Genomic DNA, 15,478 nt, shown 5'->3' on the forward strand with positions numbered 1-15,478 from the left:
CCCCCTTTTCGCCAGCAAAAGGGGGTGTTCCTCTCCTCTCTTTCATCAAGCGAAAGCGCTAATCGGTGCCGCTTTCGCACGGGAGGACGGTAGCCACCAGTCTGGTGGATAGTGGGCATAATAGAAGAATGATATCTGTCGAACATTCTGGCGATATCATGCAGGGAATTACCTTGCTTATATCCGTCCCAGATAACCGCCTTCTGCTCTGGCGTGTAGTTGATCCGAGTTCTTCGTTTCATAGCAACGTCCCCCTTGAATAAAGATAGCGTTGCTTCGACCCGTTGAACTCACCGCCAGGAGTGGACTTTTAATCGTTCTAGAAATATCTCATGCCGTGGCCAAATTTTGTCGACCACTACACATTAAGGCGGCAATGAGATACGCTCATTTTGCGTCGGAACATTTCAATGAAGCCAGACTTTTGCCCCACTAAACAACATGGACTGGATGGTGTTATGGAAAATAAATATACGCATGACTTACACGAGATTCTGTGTTTAAAAACGTTCGGTGAAGCTTTCGAAGCTTATCGCGTCGATGATTACGACAGAATGATCACCGAATGGGCAGAAAGAGAGCTACTCTCACTCAATAGCTCTGAAACCTTATTAATTTTAGCCTCCCTCAACTTAGATAAACATCCTGACTCAGATGCGATTGAGCGCTACCTTCATGCCTATATGCATGAAAAAAACATGATTATCCCTGACATCAGCACTAGTTCAATTACGTGGCTAAGGATTAAGGCTTGGTATCTGATGCAAGCTGATTCTTCCACAGAAATAGAGTTACGGTTGCACCAAATCCCTGCTTTTCACCTATCTTTTGGTTCCCGTATCGTCAGCAACATCTGCTGGCAGCTTTACGGCATATACGATGAACTCTTTGATGATTGGGGGCCCGACTATCCCTCTAAGGCCTCAGCGATGAGTGAAGCAGACATTCTTGATTTTGTGAAATGCCGCGTGAAACCTTTCTATCGTGTTCTCTGTAGCAACGATTGGGCCTGGGTTTTGGCCCGAGCAGTATAAGTAATCTCTTGTCTGCAAAGTGCCATTAGCGGACCTTTTACCCTTACATGTGTATAAGCTCGTCCTCAGTCCTAAATTCTCAATGTATCGATAACCGCTCGTAGAGCAGGCGACACATTGCGGTGCGGATAATATAGAAATGAGCCTTCCAGGCGTTGGCTGTAACGTTGTAAAACTCTGATGAGCGAACCCTGTTCTAAATCCTCAGATACCAACTCTTCCGGAACATAAGCCAGTCCCAGGCCCAGCCTGGCCGCTTTGGCCTCCATATAGCTGTCCGCGAAAACCCACTGCCCCTGCGGCCGATGGGTGATTTTTTTACCGTTATGGTGAAGTTCCCATGAGTACAGTTTCCCGTCGCCAAACTGATAAGCTATGCAGGGATGAACCGCTAAATCTGCGGGGGCTTGCGGAAAGCCATAGCGACGAAAGTGGTCAGGCGTGCCGACAACAGCCATCTCCATGTCTGGGGAAATACGCACAGCAACCATGCCACTACTTACTTCAGGCCCCAGGCGAACACCCGCATCAAACCTCTCGGCAATAATATCGACAAATCGGCTTTCGCTAATGAGTTCCAGTCGGATATCCGGGTAGCTCTTCTTAAACACCGCAAGCTTTGGCAGAAGCAATTTATCAATAGCATGCTGACTGGCATTGATGCGTACCGTCCCCGATGGGGACTGGCGATAATGAGCCAGCGTGTCCAGTCCCATATCTAAAGCGTCGAATCCTGCTTCAATGGTCCGGTAGAGCTTTTCACCGGCATGGGTGAGCGATAATCTGCGCGTGGTGCGCACCAGGAGCTGAACTCCCAGTCGTTCTTCAAGTTCCCGAACTGAACGGCTTATTCCTGATTGTGCCAGGCCAAGGCGATGTGCTGCTGCTGTAAAGCTCCCTTCCCGTACCACCTGCATAAACAGGTACAAATCGTTATAGTTTTCCCGTTTCGCCATCATTCCGCTCCCAAAATCGCATCTTAATTTAGAACAATATGGTATTAATCCTAGCACTTAACTCCCTCTAATCAGCACTATTTCTGCTAACTATAATGAGCGCATTGCTACAAAGCACAGCAGTGTTGTCCGTATGAAACCTGTTTCAATCACGTTTTATAAGGGGAGTTTTGATGACTGTTTTCACCCAAAAACTGGCAACTGCGATACCCGCCATGCTGCTATGTGCATCATTAAGTGGAGTCACAAACATGAGTTATGCTGATACAACTAATCCGAACGCGCCTGTTTCGTTGGTCGAAAAATGGGACAAAACATTCCCTGAAAGCAAGAAAGTGGATCACCGTAAAGTGACCTTCCAGAACCGTTATGGGATCACTCTAGTGGGGGATCTCTACATCCCGAAGGATCGTGGTGAGCGTAAGCTGGCGGCCATTGCCGTCAGTGGGCCTTTCGGCGCAGTGAAAGAGCAATCTAGCGGACTGTATGCACAAACGCTGGCAGAACAGGGGTTTGTTACCCTGGCGTTTGACCCTTCGTATACGGGAGAAAGCGGTGGCTCTCCACGTAATGTCGCCTCTCCGGATATTAATACCGAGGATTTCAGCGCGGCAGTTGACTTCTTAGGTCTGCAAAAAGAGGTTGATCGCGACCGTATCGGGCTGCTCGGTATTTGCGGCTGGGGCGGCATGGCCTTAAACGACGCCGCAATGGATACCCGCGTGAAAGCGGTGGCGACCAGCGTGATGTATGACATGAGCCGTGCGATGGGGCATGGTGTGGGTGATGGTAAAGACCGCTATTCAACTAAAGATCGTCGCGCAGTACTACAGTATCTGAACGCACAGCGTTGGAAAGATGCGGAAAATGGCACTTACGCGCCCGGCGGCCATGACATTAATGTTGATGAGAAGGGTAACGTCAGTGCATCGGATCGTGTTTTGCCGGAAACGTTACCTGCTAATCCTCATCCTGTTTTGAAAGAGTTCTTTGATTATTATCGCATGCCGCGTGGTTTCCATACGCGTTCGGTCAATTCAACCGGGGCCTGGAATGCGACGATGCCGCTGTCATTTATGAATATGCCGCTTCTGAGTTACGCCAATGAAGTCACTATCCCTACACTTATTGTGACCGGCGAAAAAGCCCACTCACGCTATTTTGCCGAAGATGCCTTTAAGGCCATTGGCAGTAAAGAGAAAGAGCTGGTGATTGTTCCGGGGGCAAACCACGTTGATTTGTACGATAACGTTGCGGGCAAGATCCCTTTCGATAAATTTGAGCAGTTTTTCAAAGCTAATTTAAGATAACGACCTGAAACCGCCTGCTAATTGCAGGCGGTTTTAATCGTTCGCTCCCCATTCTCATCCACATGTTCTCGTTATTCTCTGAATAGCGTCTGTCCCGGCTGTTCTGAATCTCGCCGCGTCCATATAAAGAGATGCTGATAATGTCCATAGTAAGTCTTAAAAGATCACCTAAAAAAACAGATGCGCACTGGGGTGGCGTGTTTGCCATGACGCTCTGCGTTTTTGTACTAATCGCTTCCGAATTTATGCCGGTCAGCCTACTGACGCCTATTGCCCGCGAGCTGCACATCACGGAAGGCCTGGCAGGCCAGGGAATTGCAATATCTGGCGCGCTGGCGGTACTGACCAGCCTGACTATCTCCCATATCGCCGGAGATCTGAATCGTAAATATCTTCTGCTGGGGCTAGCTGTCCTGATGGCCATATCTGGATTGGTTATCGCCGTGGCACCCAGCTATCCGGTTTATATGCTGGGTAGGGCCCTGATTGGCGTCGTCATCGGTGGATTCTGGTCACTCTCAGCTGCAACCGCCATTCGGCTCGTACCGCAGCATCAGGTTCCCCGTGCGCTGGCGATTTTTAATGGTGGGAACGCGCTGGCTACCGTTGTGGCTGCGCCACTTGGTAGCTATCTGGGGACAACTGTCGGCTGGCGTGGGGCCTTTTTATGCATCGTCCCCCTGGCGATAGCCGCGTTCATCTGGCTATGGGTCAGCCTGCCCACTATGAAAAGCGATAAAAAACAAAAGCTAGAGGGAACTCTGCTTCGTCTGTTCAGCGACGCCATTGTACTAACAGGACTGCTAGCCTGCGGGCTCTTCTTTATTGGGCAGTTTGCCTTATTTACCTATGTGCGCCCCTTTCTTGAGAACGTGACCAACGTAGGTCCTGCTGGGTTCTCACTGATTTTGCTCGCAATAGGCGCAGCAGGTTTTGTCGGCACATTAGCCGTATCGATATTCCTGAATGCCAGGTTGTATCAAATTTTAATAATGATTCCCCTGCTTATGGCAACGGTAGCCGGTACATTATTGCTGTTCGGACACAGCATCTGGGCGGTTACAGTTTTGCTAAGCCTGTGGGGGTTACTGGCCACGGCGGCGCCAACGGGATGGTGGACATGGATTGCACGGGCGCTGCCTGAAGATGCAGAGGCGGGTGGTGGTCTCATGGTTGCGGTGATCCAGCTTTCGATTGCACTTGGTTCAACGGCAGGAGGATTGGTATTCGACAGTCTGGGATGGCAAAGTGCTTTCGGCTTGAGTGGGTTATTACTGCTGGGGGCGGCAGCGATGACTTACGTCACATCTCTTCAAAACAGTAAGGCGCACTAGCACAATCCATTTATTTCAGGCGTGCGCTTAATTATGGCATATAGCAGAGAGCCGAATGTCTGCTTTTCGCTCGAGGCTGCCGGTCATGCCTGATTAAAAAGCGGGCTTAACGTAGGATATTTTCCATTTTCCAGGCGGACCCTGAGAAGTAGGAAACCCGCGGAATTGATTATTCAGAGGTGCAGGAAAAAAAAGAGCCCGTGCATCACATGGGCTCTTTCTTTCATCTCTCGGCTATTCCGTCTCACTTTTTGGGGTCAGTACATTCGCCAGGCTAAACCAAATCCCGGTGGCCAGAATCAGCAACATCACTCCGGCACTGCCGAGTGCGATGCTGTGCGACGCCGTAAACGCCGTTCTGGCTGCAGCGATCACAGACTCAGCCAGCGCGGGCGTCAGTTCCTGCGCGGCCTTAACCGCTTCGCCAATCGAGGACGACGCCTTTGCGGCCAGCGTGTCGTTCAGACCCTGTGGCAGAACGATCGAGGCGGAGAAACTGTGGGTCAGCAACAGACCAAAAATAGCGATTCCGAGTCCCGCTCCCAGCTCGTAAGACATGGTTTCGATCGCCCCTGCCGCCGCGGCTTTTTCTTTGGGCGCCGCCGCCATAATGGCCGCCGTGGAGGCCAGCAGCGCACTTGCCGCACTGAAGCCGAGCAATACCATCAGACCCCACGCCTGCCACTGCTGTGTGCTGAAGTCGAGCATCGACAGTCCCAGGAAGCTGACGGCACTCAGCCCCATGCCGCCAGCGGCGACAATTCGCAGCCCCAGCCGCCCGACAAGCACCCCGGCAATCGGGCCGCTAAATCCACTGGCGACCATCAGCGGCAGCATAAACATTCCCGCCTCAAAGGGCGTGAAACCGTGGACAAACTGCAGTTCCTGCGCCATTAACAGCTCAAAACCAACCAGCGCAATCATTGCGGTCATCGCCATCACCACGCCGCTTAAAATAATGCGATGGCAGAACAGACGCATATCGATCATCGGCTTGTCGGCTCGCAGCTGGATGCGAATAAAAAGCAGCAGCAGTACAGCCCCGATCACCAGCGTTCCTGCCACCCACACCGGTGAAACAGCGCCCTTCAACGCCGTCTTGGCGCTGTACACCAGCAGCAAAATCGCCACGATCAACATCACCGCATGGGTGATATTCAACGTCTGTTCCGGCCGCCCCTGCTGTTTTGGCACAAAGCGTGCCGCCAGCGCGACAACCACCAGCACGACAGGCACGTTGATTAAAAAGACCGATCCCCAGTAAAAATGCTCCAGCAGCAGGCCCCCAACCAGCGGACCAAAAGCCGCACCGCCCGAGCCTACCGCGGCCCAGACTCCCAGCGCGATATTTCGATGGCGCGCCTCGACAAACAGAGTCCGAATCCCCGCAAGCGTGGCCGGAATAATCATCGCCGCGCCAATCGCCAGCGTCGCACGCGCGGCAATCAGCCAGCCCGCCGTAGGGGCAAACGCGGCCGCCAGAGAAGAGAGTCCAAACAAAACGCTGCCGAGGATTAACAGGCGTTTGAAACCGATACGATCGCCTAACGCGCCCATCGGTAACACCATGCCAGCCATCACCAGCGAGTAAATATCAATAATCCACAGCAATTCGTTGCCGCTGGCACCGAGCGTCATACTCAACGTGGGCGCGGCGACGTGCAGCACCGTTGCGTCTATCGCCACCGGGATATACACCAGCACGATAATCACTAAGGCTAACCACCTTTGAAACATAAATTTCCCTTTCACTTTAAACTGGACACGTGTCCAGAATGCGATCCTACGGAAAGTTGAACGCATGTCCAGCTCTTTGTTACACTCTTTGCGTCGCCATTGAGAGAGAGTCAGCATGAGCTATTTAAGCAAGGACCAGCGTCGGGAAGAGATCCTTCAGGCGGCTATGCGTATTGCATTAAACGAGGGGTTTAATGCGATGACGGTCAGGCATATCGCCGCCGAAGCCGGGGTGGCCACCGGCCAGGTCCACCACCACTTTGCCAGCGCCGGGGAGTTAAAATCGCTGGCATTCGTACGGCTCATTCGTGACCTGCTTGATGCGGATCTCGAGGCGGAAAACGCAGGCTGGCGGCAACGATTGCACTCTATGCTGGGCAGCGACAGCGGCACATTTGAACCCTATATTCGCCTGTGGCGCGAAGCCCAGATTCTGGCGAGCCGCGATCCCGAACTGAAAAGCGCCTATGTGCTGACCATGGAAATGTGGCATCAGGAAACGGTCGCGATTATTCGCGCCGGCGCGGCGGCAAATGCATTTACGCTGACAGACAGCGCAGAAAATATTGCCTGGCGCTTGATTGGTTTAGTCTGCGGTCTCGACGGTATCTACGTGTTAAATATGCCAGAAATGGACGATGCGGCGTTTAATAACCATCTGGATAAATTAATCACGCTGGAATTGTTTTAATACTCCTTCCTGAGTATTTAAAACTGCAACATTTTACAATTAGTAACACATTAAGCGAATCATCTTTCCCCTCTTAATTTCAGGGATTCGCTTTCTTATCTATCCTTTCAGAAGCATCCGAAAACACCCAATAAAATATTCATACATAACGTCAGGCATCCGCCTGTTTTCACTTCACTTTTCTGTAATTTACGGGTAAGTCCGAGGGCGATATGTCACAACAAAACGAGAAAAATAATCATTATCTTTTAAATAACTGGAAACCAGAAAACGCCGCATTTTGGGAGAATAAAGGGAAACACATCGCCCGACGAAACCTATGGATCTCCGTCGCGTGCCTGCTTCTGGCCTTCTGCGTGTGGATGTTATTTAGCGCTGTTGCGGTGAATCTTAATAAGGTGGGATTTAATTTCACCACCGATCAGCTTTTCATGTTAACGGCGTTACCTTCTCTCTCCGGCGCAATATTGCGTGTCCCCTATTCCTTTATGGTGCCCATATTCGGCGGACGCTACTGGACCGTATTAAGCACCGTTATTTTGATTATTCCCTGCGTCTGGCTGGGGATTGCCGTCCAGAATACCGCCACGCCTTATTGGGTATTTATCACCATCGCGCTATTGTGCGGCTTTGCAGGCGCTAACTTTGCCTCCAGCATGGGTAACATCAGCTTTTTCTTCCCCAAATCAAAACAAGGCAGCGCGCTGGGGATTAACGGTGGCCTGGGGAATTTGGGCGTCAGCGTGATGCAAATGGTGGCTCCGGTTGTCATTTTTCTGCCGATGTTCGCTTTTCTCGGCGTACACGGCGTGCCGCAGGATGATGGTTCCACCCTTTCGCTTGCCAATGCGGCCTGGATCTGGGCACCGCTGCTGCTGCTGGCCACGATCGCCGCTTTTTTTGGCATGAACGATATCGCCAGCTCCAAAGCCTCCATTGCCAGCCAGCTTCCCGTGCTGAAACAGCCGCACCTGTGGCTGCTGAGCCTGCTCTATCTGGCGACATTTGGCTCTTTTATCGGCTTCTCCGCCGGTTTTGCGATGCTGGCTAAAACCCAGTTCCCGGACGTGAATATTCTGCATCTCGCCTTTTTCGGCCCGTTAATCGGGGCGCTGGCGCGCTCGGCGGGTGGCGTGGTGTCGGATAAGCTCGGCGGCGTGCGCGTGACGCTGGTGAACTTTATCCTCATGGCGGTTTTCAGCGCCCTGCTGTTCCTGACTCTGCCGGGTTCCGGCTCCGGGAACTTCACCGCATTTTACCTCGTCTTTATGGGACTGTTCCTGACCGCCGGTTTGGGTAGCGGCTCCACGTTCCAGATGATCGCCGTAATTTTCCGGCAGATCACGCTTTATAAAGTGAAAATGCGCGGCGGTACGGATGAGCAGGCGCAGCACGAAGCCGTGACCGATACCGCGGCGGCGCTGGGTTTTATCTCAGCCATTGGCGCCGTCGGCGGATTCTTCATTCCTAAAGCCTTTGGCACTTCGCTGGCGATGACCGGTTCGCCGGTGGGCGCCATGAAAGTCTTTTTAGTGTTCTACATCGTCTGCGTGTTTGTCACCTGGCTGGTCTATGGCCGCCGTCAGAAGCACGTCAAATCATAATCAGACCCTGAATATTTCAGGGCGACAGCCGCCGTACATACCCGCTGAAGCAGGACCGGGAAAGAGTATTCGATACTTTGTGAGCAGTGTAACCACGGGGTGGGCGTCGCCCCGTCAGGAGAAACGTCATGAGTAAACTGTTGGACCGCTTTCGCTATTTCAAACAAAAAGGCGATACCTTCGCCGACGGGCACGGACAGGTGATGCACACCAACCGCGACTGGGAAGACAGCTATCGCCAGCGCTGGCAGTTCGATAAAATTGTGCGTTCCACTCACGGCGTGAACTGTACCGGCTCCTGCAGCTGGAAGATTTATGTCAAAAACGGCCTGGTGACGTGGGAAACCCAGCAAACAGACTATCCGCGCACCCGCCCCGATCTGCCCAACCATGAACCGCGTGGATGCCCGCGCGGCGCGAGTTACTCCTGGTATCTGTACAGCGCCAACCGCCTGAAATACCCGCTGGTGCGCCGCAAATTGATCGAGCTGTGGCGCGAAGCGCTGGGCCAGCATAGCGACCCGGTGCTGGCGTGGAACGCGATCATGAGCGATCCGCAAAAAACCAAAAGCTACAAACAGGCCCGCGGCCATGGCGGCTTCGTCCGCTCGAACTGGAAAGAGCTCAACCAGCTGATCGCGGCCGCTAACGTCTGGACGATTAAACATTTCGGCCCGGATCGGGTTGCGGGTTTTTCACCGATCCCGGCGATGTCGATGGTCTCTTACGCCGCGGGCACGCGCTATCTTTCCCTGCTCGGCGGCACCTGTCTGAGTTTTTACGACTGGTACTGCGATTTACCGCCCGCCTCGCCGATGACCTGGGGCGAGCAAACCGATGTGCCGGAATCGGCCGACTGGTACAACTCCAGCTACATCATCGCCTGGGGCTCTAACGTGCCGCAGACGCGTACCCCGGACGCCCATTTCTTTACCGAAGTGCGCTACAAAGGCACCAAAACCATCGCCATTACGCCGGACTTCTCGGAAGTCGCCAAACTGAGCGATCAGTGGCTGGCACCGAAGCAAGGCACGGACAGCGCGCTGGCGATGGCAATGGGCCATGTAATCCTGAAAGAGTTTCACCTCGATAACCCGAGCGACTATTTCCTCAACTACTGCCGTCGCTACACCGATATGCCGATGCTGGTGATGCTGGATGCGGGCGAAAATGGCAGCCTGGTGCCGGGACGAATGCTGCGTGCTTCCGATTTGGCGGACGGCCTTGGCGAAGAGAATAATCCGGAGTGGAAAACGGTCGCCTTCGATATCGCCGGGGGCCTGGTGGCGCCGAACGGCTCGATTGGTTTCCGCTGGGGCGAAAAAGGCAAATGGAACCTTGAGCCTCTGGCCGCCGGTCAGGAAACCGAGCTGACGCTCTCTTTGCTCATCACCCACGATCAGGTCGCGAATGTGGCGTTCCCCTATTTCGGCGGCAATGAAAATCCGCATTTTCGCAGCGTCAAACAAGAGCCGGTGCTGCTGCGTAAAGTACCGACCAAAACCCTGACACTTGCCGATGGTCGCCAGCAGCAGGTCGCCAGCGTTTACGATCTGATCCTGGCGAACTATGGCCTGGACCGCGGTCTGGAAGACGACAATGCCGTAAAAGATTACGCCGAGATCAAAGCCTATTCTCCGGCCTGGGGCGAGCAGATCACCGGCGTTCCGCGTCGGCATATTGAGCAAATTGCCCGAGAGTTTGCCGATACCGCCCACAAAACCCACGGGCGGTCGATGATCATTCTCGGCGCGGGCGTTAACCACTGGTATCACATGGACATGAACTACCGTGGGATGATCAACATGCTGGTGTTCTGCGGCTGTGTCGGTAAAAGCGGTGGCGGCTGGTCGCACTATGTGGGTCAGGAAAAGCTGCGGCCCCAAACCGGCTGGCTGCCGCTGGCCTTTGCCCTCGACTGGAACCGCCCGCCGCGCCAGATGAACAGCACGTCGTATTTCTACAATCACGCCAGCCAGTGGCGTTATGAAAAACTAACCGCCCGCGAACTGCTCTCCCCGCTGGCGGATACCTCTAAATTTACCGGCCACCTGATCGACTTCAACGTGCGCGCGGAACGCATGGGCTGGCTGCCCTCCGCCCCGCAGCTCGATATCAATCCGCTGCACATTAAAGCGCGGGCCGACGCCGCCGGGATGTCACCGCAGGAGTACACCGTACAGGCGCTAAAATCGGGCGATATACGCTTCGCCTGCGAACAGCCGGACAACGGCAAAAACCATCCGCGCAATCTGTTTGTCTGGCGATCTAACCTGCTGGGGTCGTCCGGGAAAGGCCACGAATACATGCTCAAATACCTGCTCGGCACCGAGAGCGGCATTCAGGGCGACGATCTCGGCTCAACGGATGACGTTAAACCGGAAGAGGTGGAATGGCAGACCGCCGCCATCGAAGGCAAGCTTGATCTGCTGGTGACCCTCGATTTCCGCATGTCCAGTACCTGTCTGTTTTCCGATATCGTGTTGCCGACCGCCACCTGGTACGAAAAAGACGACATGAACACCTCGGACATGCATCCGTTTATTCATCCACTTTCTGCCGCCGTCGATCCGGCGTGGGAATCGCGCAGCGACTGGGAAATCTACAAAGGGATCGCCAAAGTCTTTTCGCAAGTGTGCGTCGGTCATCTGGGCACCGAAACCGACGTGGTGCTGCAACCTTTGCAGCATGACTCTCCGGCGGAGCTGTCGCAGCCGTTTGATATCCAGGACTGGCGCAAAGGCGAATGCGATCTGATCCCCGGTAAAACCGCGCCCACGATTGCCGTGGTGGAGCGTCATTATCCGGACACCTGGGAGCGTTTTACCGCGTTAGGTCCGCTGATGGACAAGCTCGGTAACGGCGGGAAAGGCATCTCATGGAACACCCAGGACGAAGTCGATTTTCTTGGCAAACTCAACTACGTCAAGCTCGACGGCCCGGCAAAAGGTCGCCCGCTGATTGATACCGCCATTGACGCCTCGGAGGTGATTTTAGCCCTGGCGCCGGAAACCAACGGGCATGTGGCGGTCAAAGCCTGGGCGGCGCTCGGACAGCTCACCGGACGAGATCACACCCATCTGGCGCTGAACAAAGAAGACGAGAAAATCCGTTTTCGCGATATCCAGGCCCAGCCGCGCAAAATCATCTCCAGCCCGACCTGGTCCGGCATTGAGAGTGAACATGTCTCTTATAACGCCGGGTACACCAACGTTCACGAGCTGATCCCGTGGCGCACGCTCTCCGGACGCCAGCAGCTTTATCAGGATCATCAGTGGATGCGCGCCTTCGGCGAAAGCCTGGTCGCCTATCGTCCGCCGATTGATACCCGCAGCGTGACGCATATGCGCGATATCCCGCCAAACGGCTTCCCGGAGAAAGCGCTTAATTTCCTGACGCCGCACCAGAAATGGGGCATTCACTCCACCTACAGCGAAAACCTGCTGATGCAAACCCTGTCGCGCGGCGGACCGATTGTCTGGATCAGCGAAACCGACGCCCGGGAGCTGGGGATTGAGGACAACGACTGGATCGAAGCCTTTAACGCCAACGGCGCCCTCACCGCCCGCGCGGTAGTGAGCCAGCGCGTGCCGCCGGGCATGACCATGATGTACCACGCGCAGGAGCGCATTCTGAATATTCCCGGTTCCGAAGTCACCGGACGACGCGGCGGTATTCATAACTCGGTCACCCGCGTCTGCCCAAAACCGACGCACATGATTGGCGGCTACGCCCAGCTGGCGTACAGCTTTAATTATTACGGCACCGTCGGCTCGAACCGCGACGAGTTCATCATGATCCGCAAGATGAAAAACATCAACTGGCTGGATGGCGAAGGTCGGGATCAGGTACAGGAGGCGAAAAAATGAAAATACGCTCACAGGTTGGAATGGTACTGAATCTCGATAAGTGCATTGGCTGTCACACCTGCTCGGTGACGTGCAAAAACGTCTGGACCGGGCGCGAAGGCATGGAATACGCGTGGTTTAACAACGTCGAAACCAAGCCGGGCATCGGCTATCCGAAAAACTGGGAAGATCAGGAGGAGTGGCAAGGCGGCTGGGTGCGCGGCATCACCGGCAAACTCACCCCGCGGCTCGGCGGACGTATCGGCGTGCTGTCGAAAATCTTCGCCAACCCGTCGCTGCCGGGTATTGACGACTATTACGAACCCTTCACCTTTGACTATCAGGATCTGCACCGCGCCAAGGATAGCGATCACCTCCCTACCGCCCGCCCGCGATCGCTGATCAGCGGTAAGCGGATGGATAAAATCGTCGGCGGCCCCAACTGGGAAGAGTTGCTCGGCGGCGAGTTCGAAAAACGCGCCCGCGACCGTAATTTCGAAAACATGCAAAAAGAGATGTACGGCCAGTTCGAAAACACCTTCATGATGTATCTCCCGCGGCTGTGCGAGCACTGTCTGAATCCAAGCTGTGTCGCCACCTGCCCGAGCGGCGCGATCTACAAACGTGAAGAGGACGGGATTGTCCTGATCGACCAGGACAAATGCCGCGGCTGGCGGATGTGCATCAGCGGCTGCCCGTATAAAAAAATCTACTTCAACTGGAAGAGCGGCAAGTCTGAAAAATGCATCTTCTGCTACCCGCGTATCGAATCCGGCCAGCCGACCGTCTGCTCGGAAACCTGCGTGGGCCGTATTCGCTATCTGGGCGTGCTGCTGTACGATGCGGATCGCATCGAAGAGGCGGCGAGCACCGAGCACGAAACCGATCTGTATGAACGTCAGTGCGATGTGTTCCTGAATCCGAACGATCCGGCGGTGATTGAGGAAGCGCTGAAACAGGGCATTCCGCAGAACGTGATCGACGCCGCCCAGCGCTCGCCGGTGTATAAAATGGCGATGGACTGGAAGCTGGCCCTGCCGCTGCACCCGGAATACCGTACCCTGCCGATGGTCTGGTATGTGCCGCCGCTGTCACCGATCCAGTCCTACGCCGATGCCGGCGGTCTGCCGCAAACCGACAGCATCCTGCCCGCCGTCGAAAGCCTGCGTATTCCGGTTCAGTATCTGGCGAATATGCTGAGTGCGGGCGATACCGGCCCGGTGCTGCGCGCCCTGAAACGCATGATGGCGATGCGTCATTACAAACGCTCGCAAACCGTCGAAGGGGTCACCGACACGCGCGCCATCGAAGAAGTGGGTCTGAGCGTGGAACAGGTGGAAGAGATGTACCGCTACCTGGCGATTGCCAACTACGAAGACCGCTTTGTGATCCCCACCAGCCACCGCGAAATGGCGCGTGACGCCTTCCCGGAGAAAAATGGCTGCGGATTTACCTTCGGCGACGGTTGCCACGGTTCGGACACCAAATTCAACCTCTTCAACAGCCATCGCATTGATGCCATCAATATCTCCGAGGTGCGTGAACACGGGGAGGGAGAGTAATGCGGATCCTCAAAATCATTGCGTTGCTGATTGAATACCCTGACGACGCGCTATGGGAAAACCGCGATGAAGCCCTTTCCCTGATAGCACTCGATGCCCCGTCGCTGCTGCCGTTTGCGCAGCAGCATCTTGGCGAGTCGCTACTCGACAAACAGGCCCAGTGGTGCGAGGTCTTTGAACGCGGACGCGCGACATCGTTGCTGTTATTCGAGCATGTTCACGCCGAGTCGCGCGATCGCGGTCAGGCGATGGTCGATCTGATGAGTCAGTATGAAAAAGCAGGCTTACAGCTGGATTGCCGCGAGCTGCCGGACTATCTGCCGCTGTACCTGGAGTATCTGAGTATTGTCTCCGACGCCGAGGCGCGCGAGGGGTTACAGAACATTGCCCCTATTCTGGCGCTGATCGGCGGACGGCTAAAGCAACGCGGTGTGCAGCATTATCAACTGTTTGACGCACTGCTTCAGCTTGCCGCAAGCCCCCTGACAAGTGACAGTGTCACCAAACAGGTGGCGACAGAACCGCGCGATGATACCCGCCAGGCGCTGGATGCGGTATGGGAAGAGGAACAGGTGAAGTTTATCGAAGACAACGCCACGGCGTGCGACAGCTCGCCGATGCAGCAATATCAACGACGCTTTAGCCAGGACGTCGCGCCTCAGTACGTGGACGTCAGTGCCGGAGGCCCGAAATGATGCACTTTCTCAACGTCTTTTTTTACGACATCTACCCGTATCTGTGCGGGACGGTTTTCCTGCTCGGAAGCTGGCTGCGCTACGATTACGGGCAATATACCTGGCGCGCCTCGTCCAGCCAGATGCTCGATAAACGCGGTATGGTGCTGTGGTCAAATCTGTTCCATATCGGCATTCTGGGGATCTTTTTCGGCCACGCCTTCGGGATGCTAACGCCGCACTGGGTCTATTCGTGGTTCCTGCCAATGTCGCAAAAACAGCTGATGGCGATGATTCTCGGCGGCGTCTGCGGTGTGCTGACGCTGGTGGGCGGTGCGGGTTTACTGGTGCGGCGGTTAACCAATCCGCGTATCCGCGCAACCTCTTCCACCGCGGATATTCTGATTCTGTGCGTGCTGCTGGTGCAGTGTATTCTTGGCCTGGCGACGATTCCGTTCTCCGCGCAACACCCCGACGGCAGTGAAATGCTGAAACTGGTGGACTGGGCGCAGGCGGTGGTGACCTTCCACGGCGGTGCATCTGCGTATCTTGACGGCGTGGCGCCTGTCTTCCGCGTGCATCTGGTGCTGGGCATGACTATCTTCTTGCTGTTCCCGTTCACCCGGCTGGTGCACGTCTGGAGCGCGCCGGTGGAGTATTTAACCCGCCGTTATCAGGTGGTGAGATCGCGCCGCTGATTTTTGCCCGGTGAGCGCAACGCCACCGGG

Annotated in this window: 11 protein-coding genes and 1 pseudogene; 9 read left to right on the top strand and 3 right to left on the bottom strand. The window is 54.8% G+C overall.

What is annotated here, in order from left to right; translation table 11 throughout:
* Positions 1-32: 32 nt before the first annotated feature.
* Positions 33-242: pseudogene (locus SOM82_RS10475) on the bottom strand (IS30 family transposase); the annotation flags it as partial.
* Between the two features lie 216 nt (positions 243-458).
* On the opposite strand from SOM82_RS10475, the gene SOM82_RS10480 reads away from it, so the two are divergent.
* Positions 459-1,034, top strand: a complete 576-nt coding sequence (locus tag SOM82_RS10480) for a hypothetical protein (protein ID WP_320459529.1) — start codon at positions 459-461, stop codon at positions 1,032-1,034.
* Positions 1,035-1,105: 71 nt separating this feature from the next.
* On the opposite strand, the gene SOM82_RS10485 is transcribed toward SOM82_RS10480, so the two are convergent.
* Positions 1,106-1,990 carry a LysR family transcriptional regulator gene (locus SOM82_RS10485; protein ID WP_268196896.1) on the bottom strand — a complete coding sequence of 295 codons (885 nt, stop codon included), beginning with the start codon at positions 1,988-1,990 and terminating at the stop codon, positions 1,106-1,108.
* Positions 1,991-2,163: 173 nt separating this feature from the next.
* Between SOM82_RS10485 and SOM82_RS10490 the strand changes: the two genes are divergently transcribed.
* Both SOM82_RS10490 and SOM82_RS10495 read left to right on the top strand, forming a co-directional pair.
* Positions 2,164-3,300 carry an alpha/beta hydrolase gene (locus SOM82_RS10490; RefSeq protein ID WP_123428047.1) on the top strand — a complete coding sequence of 379 codons (1,137 nt, stop codon included), beginning with the start codon at positions 2,164-2,166 and terminating at the stop codon, positions 3,298-3,300.
* A gap of 140 nt (positions 3,301-3,440) precedes the next feature.
* Entirely contained in the window at positions 3,441-4,634 is a 1,194-nt protein-coding gene (locus SOM82_RS10495) for an MFS transporter (protein WP_268196175.1), read from the top strand.
* A gap of 234 nt (positions 4,635-4,868) precedes the next feature.
* Here the strand turns inward: SOM82_RS10495 and SOM82_RS10500 are convergent, their stop codons facing one another.
* Positions 4,869-6,371 (bottom strand): MFS transporter, encoded by a 1,503-nt coding sequence (locus tag SOM82_RS10500; RefSeq protein WP_320459530.1) that lies wholly within the window; start codon positions 6,369-6,371, stop codon positions 4,869-4,871.
* A gap of 115 nt (positions 6,372-6,486) precedes the next feature.
* On the opposite strand from SOM82_RS10500, the gene SOM82_RS10505 reads away from it, so the two are divergent.
* From SOM82_RS10505 to narI, 6 genes are all read left to right on the top strand, one after another.
* Positions 6,487-7,062, top strand: coding sequence for a TetR family transcriptional regulator (locus tag SOM82_RS10505; RefSeq protein ID WP_320459531.1), 576 nt, complete (start codon positions 6,487-6,489; stop codon positions 7,060-7,062).
* A 212-nt stretch (positions 7,063-7,274) separates the two neighbouring features.
* Positions 7,275-8,666: a NarK family nitrate/nitrite MFS transporter gene (locus SOM82_RS10510; RefSeq protein ID WP_154125514.1), complete on the top strand. Its 1,392-nt coding sequence runs from the start codon at positions 7,275-7,277 to the stop codon at positions 8,664-8,666.
* A gap of 128 nt (positions 8,667-8,794) precedes the next feature.
* Positions 8,795-12,535: a nitrate reductase subunit alpha gene (locus SOM82_RS10515; RefSeq protein ID WP_320459532.1), complete on the top strand. Its 3,741-nt coding sequence runs from the start codon at positions 8,795-8,797 to the stop codon at positions 12,533-12,535.
* Complete coding sequence (gene narH / locus SOM82_RS10520) at positions 12,532-14,076, top strand: nitrate reductase subunit beta (RefSeq protein WP_320459533.1); 1,545 nt, start codon at positions 12,532-12,534, stop codon at positions 14,074-14,076. Before SOM82_RS10515 ends, narH begins: the two co-directional genes overlap by 4 nt.
* Positions 14,076-14,771 carry a nitrate reductase molybdenum cofactor assembly chaperone gene (narW, locus tag SOM82_RS10525; RefSeq protein WP_320459534.1) on the top strand — a complete coding sequence of 232 codons (696 nt, stop codon included), beginning with the start codon at positions 14,076-14,078 and terminating at the stop codon, positions 14,769-14,771. Before narH ends, narW begins: the two co-directional genes overlap by 1 nt.
* Positions 14,768-15,448, top strand: coding sequence for a respiratory nitrate reductase subunit gamma (gene narI / locus SOM82_RS10530; protein WP_154125518.1), 681 nt, complete (start codon positions 14,768-14,770; stop codon positions 15,446-15,448). Before narW ends, narI begins: the two co-directional genes overlap by 4 nt.
* The last annotated feature ends 30 nt before the right edge of the window (positions 15,449-15,478 follow it).

The organism is Lelliottia sp. CFBP8978 (assembly GCF_034046055.2).
Classification (GTDB): domain Bacteria; phylum Pseudomonadota; class Gammaproteobacteria; order Enterobacterales; family Enterobacteriaceae; genus Enterobacter.